Here is a 1,214-nt window from a genome sequence, read left to right as displayed (position 1 = left end):
TCAATCCGAGCCCGAGCCCGAGCCGGAACCGGAACCGGAACCGGAACCGAACACCGCCCCCGCGCCGCGCGCCGCGCCGCAACCACAACCCGACACCCAACCCACGCCGCGCCCGGAGCCGACGCCGGAGCCGACGCCGGAGCCGGAGCCGGAGCCGGAGCCGGAACCGGAACCGAAACCGCAGCCCACCCCGAAATCGCCGCCGAGACCGACGTCGCCACCCAAGCCCGAGCCGACCCCGAGCGCCCGATCGGCGCCCGCCGAGACCCCCGCGCCGTCACGGCCACGCCACGCCACGCCCCCGGCCTCACGCAACACCGCGCCGGCGCGCGAGACGGGCGCCGGGCGCGCCGCGGGTGGCCGGGCGACACAGACCACCCCGGATCAGCCGGTGGCCTATCTGCACACTCCCAGACCGGCCTACCCGGCGCGCGCGCGAAGGCTCGGCCAGCACGGCGAGGTGACGCTGGAGGTCCTGGTCGGGCGCGACGGTCGCGCCGAGGAGATCCGCCTCGCCCACTCCTCCGGGGTCGAGAGCCTCGACCGCGCCGCCCGCGAGACGGTCGCGCACTGGCGCTTCCGCCCGGCGCGGGTCGACGGCGCCGCGCGGGCGAGCTGGGTGCGCATCCCGGTCCGCTTCACCCTGAACCACTGAGAGGCGAGGAGATCCCGATGCACCGCATGCCACGCTTCACCCTGTTGCTGGTCGCCCTGATCACCACCCAGACGCACGCCGCGCCCGCACCGACGGTGCCGGTCGCCGTGGTCGGCGGGCTGGTGATGTGCGGGGTGTGGCCGGCGCTGGCCGAACGGGCCGAGCGGGCCACCGGGCTGGCGATCGCCACCGTCGCCGCCGCACCCAAGGACCAGGTGGTGCCGCGCTTTGCCAGCGGCGAGGCCGACCTGCTGCTGATCCACGGCGGCGAGGCGGCCTTCGACCTGGTCGCGCGCGGGCTGGCCGCGCCGCTCACCACCTGGGCGCACAACCGCTACGTCATCCTCGGCCCCGAGGCCGATCCGGCGGGGGTGCGCGAGGCGCCCGACGGCATCGAGGCGCTGCGCCGCATCGCCCGCGCCGACGCGCCGATGATCGGCTACCGCGACCCCGGCAGCTATCTCGTCGCCGCGCGGCTGTGGCGCGCCGGCGGACTGCGCCCCGGGGTGCGCCAGCAACTCCCGAGCGGCGCCGAGGCACGCCACGGCGCGCTGATAGA

2 protein-coding genes are annotated in these 1,214 nt (G+C 76.9%); both read left to right on the top strand.

The window, feature by feature from the left end:
- A partial coding sequence (locus tag EBL85_RS17525) for an energy transducer TonB (protein WP_223806196.1) occupies positions 1–655 on the top strand: 655 nt, incomplete at its 5' end.
- Positions 656–672: 17 nt separating this feature from the next.
- The coding region (locus EBL85_RS16790; protein ID WP_223806195.1) for a hypothetical protein at positions 673–1,214 on the top strand (542 nt) is incomplete at its 3' end.

This window comes from Marichromatium sp. AB32 (assembly GCF_003718675.1).
Taxonomy (GTDB): Bacteria; Pseudomonadota; Gammaproteobacteria; order Chromatiales; family Chromatiaceae; genus Marichromatium; species Marichromatium gracile.
This window is presented reverse-complemented; position numbering and strand designations above follow the sequence as displayed.